Raw genomic sequence first — 14700 nt, forward strand, 5'->3', positions numbered from 1 at the left:
AGATCAGTAACTACGATACCCGTACCATCACTCGGGCCATTGTTAGTAGCCACCAGGGTAAACACGACGTTATTTCCAACAGCAGGGGTAGGATTGTCTACCGTTTTCACCAGTGCTAAATTGGTGGTTGCTGTAGGTGTTGGTGTCGAAGTTGAGGTATTGTTACCCGGGGTTGGATCATTCTCGTTACCGGTAATCGTTGCCGTATTGGCATAAGAACCAGCTGCATTTACCGTAGCGGTAATGGTCAGTGTCGAAGTAGCTGTGTTAACCAGTGTACCAATTGTCCATAGTCCGGTTGCAGGAGCGTAAGTCGTACCCGCTGGTGGCGTAGAACTTACGTAAGTATAACCAGCAGGAAGCAGGTCAGTAACCACGATACCTGTACCATCACTCGGGCCATTGTTAGTCGCAACGAGTGTAAAGACTACGTTGTTTCCAACAGCAGGGGTAGGATTGTCTACCGTTTTCACCAGTGCTAAATTGGTGGTTGCTGTAGGTACCGGAGTTACTGTAGCCGTATTATTTCCGGCAACAGGATCACTTTCTGTTCCTGTGATTGTTGCAGTATTTACATACGGTCCGGCAGCATTAACTGTAGCCGTAATCATCATGCTTTTTCCTGTACCTGTTGGCAGTGTACCAATAGTCCATAAACCAGTTCCAGGAGCATAAGTTGTACCTGCTGGCGGAGTTGAACTCACATAAGTATAACCTGCCGGAAGCAGATCTGTAACTGCGATACCTGTACCATCACTTGGCCCTTTGTTGTTGGCAACTAATGTAAAGACTACATTACTACCCACAGCAGGAGCAGAATTATCTACAGTTTTTAAAATTTCAAAATCTGCCTGTTTTCCTACAGAAGTTGAAGCTGTACTCGTATTATTGGCCAGATTGAAATCTACTACTGCACCAGAAGAGGTAACAGTTGCCGTGTTGTTTATTGTTGCTGCACTTGGTGAAGCACTTACAGTTCCATTCACTGTAACCAGAATATAATTTGCAGGATCAGCTGCAATATTTCCAGTTAGCGCGATATTACCCGATCCTGATAAAGGAGGAATAACGGTTGCAGTACCAGCAGTTGTCACAGCCCATGTCGGATTTTGTATATCTGCCGGAATTAAATCATTAATCGTTAATCCATTCACATCTCTCGGCCCGGCATTGCTTACTTTAATCGTGTAAGCAATAGGTGAACCTGCGGTGGCTGTCTGAGGCCCGCTTTTTTCAATAACCAAATCAGTAGACTGGTTAACAGCTGTAGTTACAGAACTTGTAGGTGCAGACGTCGGTGTGGTTACTGTAACCGTATTTGTAAATGAAGGTAACGCAGCTGAATTAACCGTGCCCTGAATAACAAGGGTTAAAGTTCCCGGTACTGGAATGTCTCCTGTAATATTTATAACAGGGCTTGTTCCCATATTCGGGCCCACAAATGTTGCTCCGCCTGCGGCAGTGATTGTCCAGTTGCTTACTGTTACAGAAGTTGGGACATTATCTGTAATCGTAGCACCAGTTATATTTCCCGCACCGCCATTGGAAACTACAATAGTATAAGTGATCGGATCACCAATATTAACAGTAGTGGGGCCATTTTTAGAGACCCTTACATCTGCTGAGTTGTTGACTGTTGTACCAACTGAACTGACATTTGAACTTCCGTCAGGATCGGTAACAGGGCTGCCCGCAGGGAAAACTGCGGTAGCTGTATTGGAGAACGTGGCCCCATCTGCTATGGCAGGGTTAACCGTTCCGCTAACCACAATATCAATGACACCAGTTCCAGATGGGATATCTCCGGTAATATTAATATTACCTGATCCGCTTGGAGCACTTACAGTAGCCAGATTTTGTGTAGTTGCTGTCCAGGTTGGCGTTAAGATTTGCGTAGGAATTACGTCTTGAATAATTACTCCCGGTGCATCACTCGGGCCATCATTGATAATATGCAACGTATAAGAAATGGCCTGACCAGCTGCAATATTTGCAGGGCCGGATTTAGTAATACGAACATTGGCCTGTCTGGAAACCGTTGAGGTAACCGTACTTGTTGCTGGTACTGGATTATTAACCCCAGGCTCAGGAGTTGCCGTTGCCGTATTGACCAGTGTAGTTCCAGTATAGGTAGAACTAAGCACACCAGTCACCGCTACCTGAACAGCAGCTGTTCCCGAAGGGATCTGGGCAAACAGATTCACATTTCCTGTTCCAGAAGCAGCACCATTAATTACCGCTCCGTTTGATACGGTGGCTGTCCAGGTTACGCCATTTAAGCCAGCCGGGATATTGTCAATGATATTGACATTGCTGACATCCGAAGGTCCGGTATTCGTTACATTAAGCAGGTAACTCACATTATTTCCTGCGGTTAACGTTGCAGGGCCTGTTTTTTGGATTTGTACATTAGCATCCTTAGTGATTGTGGTTGTTACCGTATTGGAATTGATAACAGGGCTTCCAGCAGTATTTACACTTGCCGTATTAGCTACCGAGGTTGCTGTAGATGAAGACAGGACAGTTCCTGTAATATTGATACGGATCTGGTTGCCGCCGCCAGCAGGGATATTACCTGTTACAGCGACATTGTTACTTGAGCCTGTTGCACCTGTAATTACAGTCGCAGCGCCCATTCCAGTCGCCGTCCAGCTTACACCTGTCAGCGTAGCTGATACATTATCAATAATAGATTGTGTCAATGCATCTCCCGTACCATTATTGCTCACAGTAACAACATAATTAACTACACCTCCTGCACTTACTGTGGCAGGTCCTGTTTTTGCAATTTGAAGACTTACCGGAGTTGTAATGGCAGTAGAAGTATTATTTCCTGTTACAGGATCACTCTGTCCACCGGTTATAGTTGCCGTATTCGCATAGTTTCCTGTTGGATTTACAGTAGCTGTAATCGCCAGAGAAGCATTGCCGCCATTGGCTAAATTACCAATATTCCATACCCCGGTTCCACTGTTATAGGTTCCGGTTGACGGAGCAGCAGAGACAAAAGTATATCCTGAAGGTACCAGGTCGTTAACAGTAACTCCTGTTGCATTACTTGGCCCTGCATTACTTGCTGCTAAAGTGAAAATAACCTGGTTTCCGGCATAAGGAGAAGGATTATTCACAGTTTTAACAATACTCAGGTTAGTAGTTGCAATTGGAACTGGTGTTACCGTTGCAATATTATTTCCGGGAACCCCATCAATTTCAAGACCAGTGATGACCGCAGTATTGCCGTAAGGACCAAACGGATTTACGGTAGCAGTAATAGTCATGGTCGCAGAGGCCCCACTGGCTAAAGTACCGATTGTCCATGAACCGGTTAGTGGAATATAAGTCGTGCCCGCTGGTGGGGTAGAGCTTACATAAGTATAACCAAGTGGCAGCAGGTCTGTCACTACAGTTGCTGTACTTGGACTTGGGCCATTGTTTGTCGCTACCAATGTAAATACGACATTGCTTCCGACTGCCGGAGCAGGGTTGTTTACTGTTTTAACAATTGATTTGTCCGCGTTCGGAACAGGTATTGGTAAAATTGTAGAAGTATTATTTAATGTAACCGGGTCAGTTTCTGTACCGGTAATGGTAGCCGTATTGGCATAAGGCCCGGTTGCATTCACTGTAGCAGTGATAGTCATTGTCGCATTCGCGCCACTGGCTAAAGCCCCAATTGTCCAGATACCGCTTGCAGGAACATAAGTCGTGCCCACAGGAGGAGTAGAACTCACATAAGTATAGCCTGCCGGAAGTAAATCAGTAACCGTAATTCCTGTACCCGGGCTTAACCCGTTATTAGTGGCAACCAATGTAAACACGACATTGCTGCCTACAGCTGGCGTTAAGTTATCTACTGTTTTAACAATAGCCCTGTCAGTAACAGCTACCGGTACTGGTGTATTTGTTGAAGTATTATTACCCGGAGCCGGATCATTTTCATTTCCTGTAATAGTTGCTGTATTGGCATAAGGGCCAGTCGCATTGACCGTAGCGGTAATTGCTAAGGTCGAACTCAGTCCTGCTGGTAAAGTACCAATTGTCCATAAACCTGTTGCCGGAACATAAGTTGTACCGATAGCAGGAAGAGAACTTACATAAGTATAACCTGCCGGAAGCAGATCAGTAACAGTAATTCCAGTACCAGCACTTGGCCCGTTGTTCGTTGCAACGAGTGTGAACACCACGTTGGTTCCTACTACAGGATTTGGATTGCTCACTGTTTTAACGATCGACCTGTCTGAGGTAGCTACAGGAACAGGGGTACTCGTTGAAGTATTGTTTCCAGGAACCCCATCAATTTCAAGACCAGTGATGACCGCAGTATTGGTATAAGGACCAACCGGGTTTACAGTAGCAGTAATGGTCATGGTAGTTGAAGCTCCACTGGCCAGAGCACCGATTGTCCATGAACCGGTTAGCGGTACATAAGCAGTACCAGCCGGAGGCGTAGAACTCACATAAGTATAACCGATCGGAAGCAGATCAGTAACCACAGTTGCGTTACTGGTACTCGGGCCATTGTTGGTCGCCACCAATGTAAACACGACATTGCTTCCAACTGCCGGAGCAGGGTTATCGACTGTTTTGACAACCGACCTGTCTGTAGTCGGAACAGGTATTGGTAAAATTGTAGACGTATTATTTAGTGTGATAGGATCACTTTCAGTTCCTGTAATGGTCGCTGTATTGGCATAAGGGCCAGTTGGATTAACTGTAGCAGTAATCGTTAAGGTAGAAGTATTACCTGCTGCTAAAGCTCCGATTGTCCATAAACCTGTTGCCGGAACATAAGTTGTACCAGCAGGAGGAGTTGAGCTCACATAGGTATAACCTGCCGGAAGTAAGTCTGTAACTGTGATTCCTGTACCATCACTTAACCCATTGTTTGCGGCAACCAATGTAAATACTACATTACTACCTACAGGAGGGGTTAAGTTGTCAACTGTTTTGACAATTGCTCTGTCTGTAACTGGTAACGGAACAGGGGTGACTGTTGAAATATTGTTTCCAGGAACTCCGTCTATCTCAAGACCTGTGATGACCGCAGTATTGATATAAGGGCCAACCGGGTTTACCGTAGCGGTAATAGTCATGGTCGCAGAAGCTCCGCTGGCCAAAGTACCGATTGCCCATGACCCGGTTAGCGGAACATAAGTTGTACCTGCTGGTGGAGTTGAACTTACATAGGTATAACCTATTGGAAGTAAGTCAGTCACTACAGTTGCTGTACTTGGACTCGGGCCATTATTGGTAGCCACTAATGTAAATACGACATTACTACCTACAGCAGGAGTTGGGTTGTTTACTGTTTTGACAACTGTTCTGTCCGTCGTCGGAACTGGTATTGGTAAAATAGTAGCTGTATTATTCAGTGTAACAGGATCAGTTTCCGTACCAGTAATGGTCGCTGTATTGGCATAAGGGCCTGTTGCATTGACTTTAGCGGTAATGGTCATGGTCGCATTCGCGCCATTTGCCAAAGCCCCGATTGTCCAGGTACCACTTGCAGGAACATAAGTTGTACCTACAGGAGGAGTTGAACTCACATAGGTATAACCTGCCGGAAGCAAATCAGTAACCGTAATTCCTGTACCCGCACTTAACCCGTTGTTGGCTGCAACAAGTGTAAACACCACGTTGCTACCTACTGGTGGCGTTAAATTGTCCACTGTTTTGACAATAGACCTGTCTGTAACAGCTACTGGTACTGGTGTATTTGTCGAGGTATTATTACCAGGAGCCGGGTCATTCTCATTTCCTGTAATGGTTGCTGTATTGGCATAAGGACCAGTTGCATTGACCGTAGCAGTAATCGCTAAGGTCGAACTCAGTCCTGCTGGTAAAGTACCAATTGTCCATAAACCTGTTGCCGGAACATAAGTTGTACCGATAGCAGGAAGAGAACTTACATAAGTATAACCTGCCGGAAGCAAATCAGTCACGGTAATTCCAGTACTGGTACTTGGCCCGTTGTTCGTTGCAATCAGTGTAAATATCACATTGGTTCCTACAACAGGATTTGGATTACTCACTGTTTTAACGATCGACCTGTCTGAGGTCGCTACCGGAACAGGCGTAATGGTTGACGTATTGTTTCCCGGGACCCCGTCAATTTCAAGTCCAGTGATAACCGCGCCATTTGTATAAGGGCCAACCGGGTTTACAGTAGCAGTAATGGTCATGGTAGTTGAAGCTCCACTGGCCAGAGCACCGATTGTCCATGAACCGGTTAGCGGTACATAAGCAGTACCTGCCGGAGGCGTAGAACTCACGTAAGTATATCCAATCGGAAGCAGATCAGTAACCACAGTTGCATTACTGGTACTCGGGCCATTGTTTGTCGCCACGAGCGTAAATACAACATTGCTTCCAACTGCCGGAGCAGGGTTATCGACTGTTTTGACAACTGACCTGTCCGTAGTCGGAACAGGGATTGGTAAAATTGTAGACGTATTATTTAGTGTGATAGGATCACTTTCAGTTCCTGTAATGGTCGCTATATTGGCATAAGGGCCAGTTGGATTAACTGTAGCAGTAATCGTTAAGGTAGAAGTATTACCTGCTGCTAAAGCTCCGATTGTCCATAAACCTGTTGCCGGAACATAAGTTGTACCAGCAGGAGGAGTTGAGCTCACATAGGTATAACCTGCCGGAAGTAAGTCTGTAACTGTGATTCCTGTACCATCACTTAACCCATTGTTTGCGGCAACCAATGTAAATACTACATTACTACCTACAGGAGGGGTTAAGTTGTCAACTGTTTTGACAATTGCTCTGTCTGTAACTGGTAACGGAACAGGGGTTACAGTTGAAATGTTATTTCCGGGAACCCCATCAATTTCAAGACCAGTGATAACCGCGCCATTTGTATAAGGGCCAACCGGATTTACAGTAGCAGTAATAGTCATGGTCGCAGAAGCTCCGCTGGCTAAAGTACCAATTGCCCATGATCCGGTTAGCGGAACATAAGTTGTACCTGCTGGTGGAGTTGAACTTACATAGGTATAACCTATTGGAAGTAAGTCAGTCACTACAGTTGCTGTACTTGGACTCGGGCCATTGTTTGTCGCTACCAATGTAAACACGACATTACTACCTACAGCAGGAGTTGGGTTGTTTACTGTTTTGACAACTGACCTGTCCGTATTAGGAACTGGTACCGGTAAAATTGTAGAAGTATTATTTAATGGAACCGGGTCGGTTTCTGTACCGGTAATGGTAGCTGTATTGGCATAAGGCCCGGTTGCATTCACTTTAGCAGTAATGGTCATGGTCGCATTCGCACCATTCGCCAAAGCCCCGATTGTCCATAAACCTGTACCAGGTGTATAAGTTGTCCCGGCAGGAGGAGTAGAACTCACATAAGTATAACCCGCAGGGAGCAAATCAGTAACCGTAATTCCAGTACCCGCACTTAACCCGTTATTAGCGGCAACCAGTGTAAATACTACGTTGCTGCCTACTGCTGGTGTTAGGTTATCGACAGTTTTGACAATTGCCCTATCGGTAACAGCTACCGGTACTGGTGTACTGGTTGCTGTATTATTACCAGCAGTAGGATCATTTTCATTTCCTGTAATGGTTGCTGTATTGGCATAAGGGCCGGTTGCATTGACCGTAGCGGTAATTGCTAAGGTCGAACTCAGTCCTGCTGGTAAAGTACCAATTGTCCATAAACCTGTTGCCGGAACATAGGTTGTACCGATAGCAGGAAGAGAACTTACATAAGTATAACCTGCCGGAAGCAGATCAGTAACAGTAATTCCAGTACCAGCACTTGGCCCGTTGTTCGTTGCAACGAGTGTGAACACCACGTTGGTTCCTACAACAGGATTTGGATTACTCACTGTTTTAACGATCGACCTGTCTGAGGTAGCTACAGGAACAGGGGTACTCGTTGACGTATTGTTTCCCGGGACCCCGTCAATTTCAAGACCTGTGATGACCGCAGTATTGGCATAAGGGCCAACCGGGTTTACAGTAGCGGTAATGGTCATAGTCGCAGAAGCTCCACTGGCTAAAGTACCGATTGCCCATGAGCCGGTTAGTGGTACATAAGCAGTACCAGCCGGAGGCGTAGAACTCACGTAAGTATATCCAATCGGAAGCAGATCAGTAACTACAGTTGCTGTACTCGGACTCGGGCCATTGTTAGTCGCCACCAATGTAAAGACCACATTGCTACCTACAGCAGGAGCGGGGTTGTTTACCGTTTTGACAATTGACCTGTCCGTAGTCGGAACGGGTACTGGTAAAATTGTAGCCGTATTATTCAGTGTAACCGGGTCAGTTTCCGTACCGGTAATGGTTGCTGTATTGGCATAAGGACCGGTTGGATTGACCGTTGCGGTAATGGTCATTGTCGCATTTGCGCCACTGGCTAAAGCTCCGATAGTCCATAAACCTGTACCAGGGATATAAGTTGTACCTGCTGGCGGAGTTGAACTCACATAGGTATAACCTGCCGGAAGTAAGTCTGTAACTGTAATTCCAGTACCCGGGCTTATCCCGTTATTGGTGGCAACGAGCGTAAACACCACATTACTGCCTACTGGCGGAGTTAAGTTATCCACCGTTTTTACAATTGCCCTGTCTGTAACAGCTACTGGTACTGGTGTACTCGTTGCACTGTTATTACCAGCAACCGGATCGGTTTCGGTTCCTGTAATAGTTGCAGTATTCGCATAAGGGCCAGTCGGATTTACCGTAGCAGTAATCGTGAGTACCGCAATGGCTCCATTGGGTAAAGTACCAATCGTCCATAAACCTGTTGCCGGAACATAAGTTGTTCCAAGGGATGGAAGTGAAGCTACGTAAGTATAACCAGCCGGAAGTAAATCAGTAACTGTAGTCCCTGTACTTGCACTTGGCCCGTTATTGGTCGCTGTCACTGTAAATATAACATTGGTTCCTACCGTTGGAGTTGGGTTACTGACTGTTTTTACTATAGCCCGGTCTGCCACAGCGGCGGGGACTATAGTGACCGAAGAAGTATTATTGGGGACTACAGGATCGGGTTCGACACCCGTAACTACAGCGGTGTTCGTATAAGGCCCCGTTGCATTAACTTTCGCCGTAATAGTCATCGATGCACCTGCCGTACTTGCCAGGTTTCCAATAGCCCATAAACCAGTCAGGTTCACATACGTACCCGCAGTAGGGGTTGTATTGCTGACATAGGTGAAACCTGCCGGAAGCAGATCTGTTACCACAACCCCTGTAGTCGGACTTGGGCCATTATTCAATGCATTTAAAGTGAAAACAACATTGCTGCCTACTGTTGGCGTTAAATTATCTACAGTTTTAGTGATTTGGCGATCCGTTACAAATACTGGTAATGGGTTCACCGTTGATGTATTGTTTGCAGTCACAGGATCATCCTGGTTTCCAGTAATCGTGGCTGTATTTGAATAAGGGCCAGTCAGGTTAACTTTGGCTACAATACTTAAAGTTGCTGTACCCGTACTGGCTGCTAGATTGCCTACATTCCAAACACCAGTGCCGGAATTATAGGTTCCGGCGGATGGTGTTGCACTTACAAACGTATAACCTGCGGGGAGTAAATCATTGACTGTAACTCCCGTTGCATTATTATTTCCCAGATTACTGGCAGTCAATGTGAAAGTCATATTGCTGCCAATTGCAGGTGTTGCACTGCTCTGCGTTTTAACAATAGACAGATCTACCGGTGAATCAAGGGAGACACCCAGTACAGCAGCATCACCCGCACTTTGTGGGTTACCTGCCCATATGACTCCGGGACCTGTTGACCTTAAGAATACCCTTAGAGTGATCGTGGTTATATTTCTACCACTAAATAATACACTTCCGCAGGCTCCTCCAGCCCCACAGGCGGCATTGGGAGCAGTTGAACCATTATTAATCTGATTTCCGCTTACCGTTAATTCTGTTGAGCCAGAAAGTTTAGACATGGTAATACCAGTAGTCAATAAATTATATTCCTGAGTTAGAGAAGTAACAGCAGTACCTGAAGTAACAGACCCTCCCATTCCTCCAATATGTATTACAGGATTACTAACTGGTCTGCTGAATGTAATCGTTAAATCTGCCATCTGAACTCTGCCCGGAACTGCTAAACCAGCATTTCTTATAACAGTGGAAGAAGCAAAAAGCGTTATACCATAGTTATTAGCTGCACTAATACCATTACCCGGTCCGCCAGTATTTAATGGACTTGAAGTAAAAGTGGCATCCGTTGAACCGCCAAAAGCCCCAATGTTCTGAAACAAGGGGCTCGCCGCATATTGGTCACTTCCGGTTGTTGTTGTCCCTCCAAAGAAAAGACCCGGGTTAACCGCTAATGGGACCAGAGGCCAGGATGCAGTGTTAAACTGCTGATTACTGAGACTATAGGTGACCGTGACGGGTGAACCGCCTGCATTATAAGCAGCAGAAGTTGTTCCGGTTGGATTATTCGTGTTTTCTAACAACGTAAACGTTTGTGGGAGAACAGAAGGGCCGGTCGTTGTGGTGCTGCCTGAGCCGGCAAACAACTCAAGTGTCTTCGGATTTTGAGCTAAACTCAAAAATGGGAAGAAGAAAAGAGAGAGCGCAAATAACTTTGCAGACAGAGGTAAGGATAGTAGTCTTTTCATCGCAGAAGAGCTTAAATACTTCTATGGCGGTATTACCATATAGTAATGACTACGCTGAACTTTATATCACCCTCCTGATTTTTAGAGAAAAATCTTCCTTACCGTAAAATTTCTTAACGTAGCTTTTTAATATTTAAAAGGAAATAAATTATGATTTGATGGTCCTGCTTTTTGAAAAAACAGAACTCAGACCTGAGGCAATTCGAATCGCAATCAGTTCATGAACAGTCTTCAGGTTTCTTTTTGGAAAGGAGAGTAGCGTTTTTTCATAGGTTCAGGTTTAAGATTTAATGTTAATACATGACTGTAACTCTAAATTTAGAAATAAATAATTAGTTGATTATCTGATATTTCTGTTCAGTTTGTTCATTATCGTTAATGTAAAACCTGTAGGAGTGAATAAACAAAAAAAGGGTGTCTTAATTTAAATTAAGACACCCTTTTTAAAGGAAGTTTTTTTAATACTATTTCTTAGCGTCAGCCAATAAAGCTGTGTTTAAACGTATGTATTCAGGGTTTTTAATTTCAGTAGCGATTTTAATACCCGCTGCTGCACTTTCCGCTGCACCTTTTTTATCGCCCATTTTAAGCTGAACACGGCCTTTCCATAATTTAATCCATGGACCTTTGCCACCATCGGCTGCGTCCGCTGCATTCATCCATTCCATTGCTTTGTTCAGATCTTTTCCATTTTCCAGATAGTAAATAGCTGACTGGAAGTATGGTTTCTTATCACCTTTCATCGCTTCGTCAATACTTGCCATCACTTTGGCATCAATATCTGTAGTCATATTGATCGGTACTATAACATTATCCCACGTTAATTGCAGCACTGCTTTTGTTGGCATTACCTCAGTAAATCCGATTGTAAATGTTTCCACTTTATCCTTTGCAGTACCTGGTTTAACTTTGAACCTTAAAAAATCTTCAGATTCTTTGTAATCATAAGCACCCCATTGTTTGGTATTTTTGTTTAGAATTACCGTCCATTCAGTTTTGCCTGGAATAGTAAATAAAGCATAGTCACCCGCAGGTACTGCCTGACCTTCTAAAGTCACATTATCAGTGAATGTAATTGTTGTTGCACTGTTTGCGCCAGTACGCCAAACTGATCCATAAGGTTCAAGTTCTCCGAATACTTTACGCCCTTTAGTATTTGGGCGGGAATATTTAACTGTTACTTTTCCAAGGCCGAAATCCTGTATTACAGTCTGACCAGAACTTGGCTGGGGAATATTAATTCCCTGTGCTTTCAGGTCTGCATTTAAGCTGATAGCCAGTGCAACCAAAAGCGTTGTTTTGAGTATTGTGTTCATTAGAATAAGTTTTGTTTACGCGAAATTACAGTTATGTTTTGATTTATAATAGAAACCTTTTCCAGCTATAACTGTTAATTGGTGTAAACAAAACTTATTTTAATAATACGATTATGAAGCAATTAAGTTTATTTGGCTTGTTAGTTATTGGTGCCTGTTCTATTCAGGCCTGTACAAGTCCGGAGAACCGTGGCACTAAAGGCGATTCTACCGCTATGGATTCCAGCAAATCAGATAGCTCGAAAATGGGCTCAAAAATGAGTGGTACAACACCATCCGATCCAACCAATCAATCCAAAGTTGACGGAGATGTAGCCACCTTTATGGAAAAAGCAGCTCTTGGTGGAATGATGGAAGTTGATTTAGGCAAGATTGCTCAGAAATCTACTAATCCGGATGTAAAATCTTTTGCAGAAGAAATGGTTAAAGACCACTCTAAAGCAAATGCAGAACTTAAAACAATAGCAGAAAAAGAGAAAATTATTTTGCCTTCAGCATTTCCGGCAGAAGATAAAGCACATATGGATATGATGAAAACCATGACAGGCTCTGCCTTTGATCATCACTATATTGATATGATGGTTACCGACCATGATAAAACCATTACCTTATTTAAAGGTGCTGCGGCTTCTACTTCAAAAGAAGTCAGTGAGTTTGCTAAAAAGATGCTGCCGATTATTACCGGCCATTATGAAAAAGCAAAAGCTATTCAGGCGAAGCTGAAATAATCCTGTTTAGATCTCTGCTTTGGCGGGATTAAAACAGCCGAAAATAAAAGGGCATTTTGTAATTCAACAAAATGCCCTTTCTTCTTAGCCCTGAACGCTGACAGGGTCAAGTACCTGTGTAATTAATCTTAACTTTTCTTCTGCCTTCTGTAACTGCTGATGCAGTTCTTGTGTGGCTATATCTGTCTGAAGCTTTAATTCTGGAATAAGCTTCTTGTAATAATCAATTCCTTTAAATAATTCTGCGCTGAACTTCTCAAAATACTTAGTCTTTTTCGCATTCAGATCATGCAGTTGCGCAGTCAGATCTTTCTTGAGATAATCAACGTATAAATGCAACTCATTGATAAATAAATTCGGGCGGTTGAATTTAAAAGTAATGGCCTCTCTTCCGTAAATATGACTGATCATTTCTTTCAGTGTATATTGTTTAGAAAAATAAGCAAGATTAGGGCCCGGGCAAATACTCACTGCTTTGTTTTCTCTTGGCTTTAACAAATCATTTTTTAAATAAGCAGAAGCACATAATCCTTCACACAAACATATTTTCTCTGTAATCGCTTCAAACTTCTCTGCAAAAAGTGCAGGATCTGGTTCTGTCGCTTCTAACTGTTTAATTTTCAGTCGCTGATATTCTCTGGATGCAGTACAGATAGGCAGTTCGGTAAACTCTGTATTTGTAGACAGGAACTTTTTGGTACAAGGGCTGCCCGGTCTTCCTTTTGCTATCCGCTGTAAACGCTGCTCTTCAATTGTGCTGTTTTTGAAATTGTTAAACAATACACCCAGAGGTGAAGAGTTGCTCACATAGAAATCATCTTGCTTTGCATTCGCCAGGGCGTCCAAAGTCTGTGCGTCCACATTAGTTGCTTCCGGAACCAGTAAAAACGGGCTTCCCCATCCTGTGGCATCCAATTGATAATAATTAAGCAGGAAATCATTTTCCCCTGCCGTACCAATGCCTCCCTGAGCGGTAAATTTTAATACAGGGGTTTCGGCCATTGAAATCCCTTTAGTCAATAACGCAGCCTGATAAATGCCAGATAATTCTTCACGCAGTTCATTCCGCTTTTGTTTGAATTCTTCTAATATTGGCCCCAATAATAAACCTTCGGTCGCAAAAGCATGACCTCCGCAATTCAAACCAGATTCTACCCGGAATTCCGTTACCCATAATCCTTTTTTGGCCAGCATTTTCGCCTGGATCAGCGCAGACCTGAAATCACTAACTTTCAGGATAATCTTCTTTTTAATCCTGCCGTTTGCATCCGGATAAAAATCAATGCAATTCTCCATATAAGTATATAGTCTTGGGTTCAGTCCCGCCGAGATTACTACAGCAGAAGATAAAGTACTGTTTCCAAAACCACGCATCGCTGCCAGTGCATCTGTATAATCGTTGCCCAGATTTTCCTGGTTAGCTGTGTAATTAGCTTTATCCACCTTTGACATGATATTCACATCAATATTTCCGGCTTTCATTTGCTGACGCAAGTTGTCTTGTAAACTTGCTTTTACTGTACCATCTTCCAACTGAAGCATTTCCAGATACTGACTTTTCAGTACAGAGTTCTCCGGAAGAAGTTCAAAATAAGTATGTATAGCTGCGCCTTCGTTAAAAGGTTCAGTTCTTAAGGTTTCAAACTGTTGCTCAACCAATTTGCCAATCAAATCAAGGTAGGCCGTAACCCGTCTTGCACGCCCATCTTCTTCTTCTTTTTTGATCAGGACATAATCAAGTTTATTTTCTTCGGAATGAAATTTTCTCATTCGCTCTGTCAATTCATCATCAACGATAGAAAGGACTGAAGAAATACCATATTTAGCTACTTTTAAAGGAGTGTCAATGGAGTAACCTAACCCCAGAACGGGTATATGAAAAGTGTGGTGCATGCAATTCTATTTTAGCTGTAGGACGGCAAAATAGCGGAGAAATCCGGGTATAAAATATGACATGGATCATTATTTTTTATGATTTGTAATGGTACCCTGCATGACAAAAGTCATAGATAAGACCAGCAGAGGTATAGATATTTGTGG

The 14700-nt window shown here is 43.7% G+C and carries 3 protein-coding genes and 1 pseudogene; 1 reads left to right on the plus strand and 3 read right to left on the minus strand.

The window, feature by feature from the left end; all coding sequences use genetic code 11:
* Both HDE70_RS00005 and HDE70_RS00010 read right to left on the minus strand, forming a co-directional pair.
* A pseudogene (locus HDE70_RS00005) lies at positions 1 to 10616 on the minus strand (DUF11 domain-containing protein); the annotation flags it as partial.
* 464 nt (positions 10617 to 11080) lie between these two features.
* On the minus strand, positions 11081 to 11932 hold the full coding sequence (locus HDE70_RS00010; protein ID WP_183867364.1) for a DUF2911 domain-containing protein: 852 nt from the start codon (positions 11930 to 11932) through the stop codon (positions 11081 to 11083).
* Positions 11933 to 12045: 113 nt separating this feature from the next.
* On the opposite strand from HDE70_RS00010, the gene HDE70_RS00015 reads away from it, so the two are divergent.
* Entirely contained in the window at positions 12046 to 12660 is a 615-nt protein-coding gene (locus HDE70_RS00015) for a DUF4142 domain-containing protein (protein WP_183887288.1), read from the plus strand.
* A gap of 84 nt (positions 12661 to 12744) precedes the next feature.
* Here the strand turns inward: HDE70_RS00015 and HDE70_RS00020 are convergent, their stop codons facing one another.
* Positions 12745 to 14553, minus strand: coding sequence for a hypothetical protein (locus HDE70_RS00020; protein WP_183887289.1), 1809 nt, complete (start codon positions 14551 to 14553; stop codon positions 12745 to 12747).
* Positions 14554 to 14700: the final 147 nt, after the last annotated feature.

Origin of the sequence: Pedobacter cryoconitis (assembly GCF_014200595.1) — a bacterium.
GTDB lineage: Bacteria > Bacteroidota > Bacteroidia > Sphingobacteriales > Sphingobacteriaceae > Pedobacter > Pedobacter cryoconitis_C.